The organism is Streptomyces sp. NPDC029122 (assembly GCF_055569445.1).
In genome coordinates this window covers 41,947-43,180 of record NZ_JBVHWK010000021.1, presented here as the reverse complement: position 1 = coordinate 43,180, position 1,234 = coordinate 41,947, and the positions used below count along the sequence as shown (strand labels likewise).

Below are 1,234 nucleotides of genomic sequence, written 5' to 3'. Positions count from 1 at the left end.
ACCCCCCCCCCCCCCCCCCCCCCCCCCCCCCCCCCCCCCCCCCCCCACCCCCCCCCCCCCCCCCCCCCCCCCCCCCCCGACGCGTTCCCTCCGCGCTTCAGTGCTTGAAGGCGTCCTTGGCCTTCTCCTTGGCCTCGCGGGCATCGCCCTTGGCCTGTTCCGCGCGGCCTTCGGCGGTCATCCGCTCATTGCCCGTCAAGCGGCCGGCGGTCTCCTTGAGCTTGCCCTTGGCCTGCTCGGTCTTGGCTTCGCTCTTCTGCTCACCCGACACAGCTGATCACTCCCTGTGTACTAGTCGAAAGCCTTACCCAGCCTCTTGTGGTCGCTCCGGCGGATTTCAAACAGGCGGCCCCCACGTCAGGTCCACTGATCCGCGAAGTCGCACGCCAGGTGTGTGAGTTCGACAATGCCGGGCATGCGGTGCTGCGGAGGTTGATAACAATGGTTCCCCTGCTTCTTGTGCTTCTTCTGGCCCTGGTCCTTTTCGGCGCGGGCTTCGCCCTGAAGGCGCTGTGGTGGATCGCCGTCATCGTATTGGTGATATGGCTGATCGGATTCGTCGCCCGCCCGAAGGGCAGCAGTGGTCGCTGGTACCGCTGGTAGCGGCACCGAAAAGAGCCTTGCGGGCGAATGCGCGTACGGCGCACGAAAGAGTCGCGGCTGAGGCCGCTTCGTCTCTGAGATCTGAGGAGTTGTTTTCGCGTGACTGAGCATGTGTGGGCCTACCAGTCGACCGCTGGGCACCTGGCGGGTACCGATCTGACCGGATACAAGGTCGAGGCGACGGACGGTGCCATCGGCAAGGTCGACAAGCACTCCGACGAGGTCGGTGACGCCTACCTGGTCGTGGACACGGGGGTGTGGATCTTCGGCAGGGAAGTCCTGCTGCCGGCGGGCACCGTGACCCGGATCGACCCGGACGAGCGGAAGATCTTCGTCGAACGGACGAAGGAACAGATCAAGAACGCGCCGGAGTTCCACCGCGACAAGCACCTCGGTGACGCGGGCTACCGCGAGGAACTGGGCACGTACTACGGCACCGGCGCTCCCTTCGGTGGCCGCCCCGCCTGACGCCCCCGTGGCGGAAGGGCCGGAACGGAGTACCGGGGGGGGGGGGGGGGGGGGGGGGGGGGGGGGGGGGTGGGGGGGGGGGGCGGGGGGGGGGGTGGGGGGGGGGGGGCGGGGGGGGGGGGGGGGGGGGGAAAGGGGGGGGGGGGGGGTGCGTGGAGGATGG

Annotated in this window: 3 protein-coding genes; 2 read left to right on the top strand and 1 reads right to left on the bottom strand. The window is 69.4% G+C overall.

The window, feature by feature from the left end:
• Window positions 1-97: 97 nt before the first annotated feature.
• Entirely contained in the window at window positions 98-271 is a 174-nt protein-coding gene (locus ACZ4WZ_RS23150; RefSeq protein ID WP_467893023.1) for a CsbD family protein, read from the bottom strand.
• A 170-nt stretch (window positions 272-441) separates the two neighbouring features.
• Between ACZ4WZ_RS23150 and ACZ4WZ_RS23145 the strand changes: the two genes are divergently transcribed.
• Both ACZ4WZ_RS23145 and ACZ4WZ_RS23140 read left to right on the top strand, forming a co-directional pair.
• The gene (locus ACZ4WZ_RS23145) at window positions 442-603 is read left to right on the top strand and encodes a DUF5670 family protein (RefSeq protein WP_467893176.1); all 162 of its coding nucleotides are present in this window, start codon (window positions 442-444) and stop codon (window positions 601-603) included.
• 99 nt (window positions 604-702) lie between these two features.
• Window positions 703-1,071, top strand: a complete 369-nt coding sequence (locus ACZ4WZ_RS23140; RefSeq protein ID WP_467893021.1) for a PRC-barrel domain-containing protein — start codon at window positions 703-705, stop codon at window positions 1,069-1,071.
• Window positions 1,072-1,234 lie beyond the last annotated feature (163 nt).

Bases quoted from the DNA above. Each gene is read 5' to 3' on its own strand.
- ACZ4WZ_RS23145 (WP_467893176.1), top strand. From the start codon at position 442: ATGGTTCCCCTGCTTCTTGTGCTTCTTCTGGCCCTGGTCCTTTTCGGC.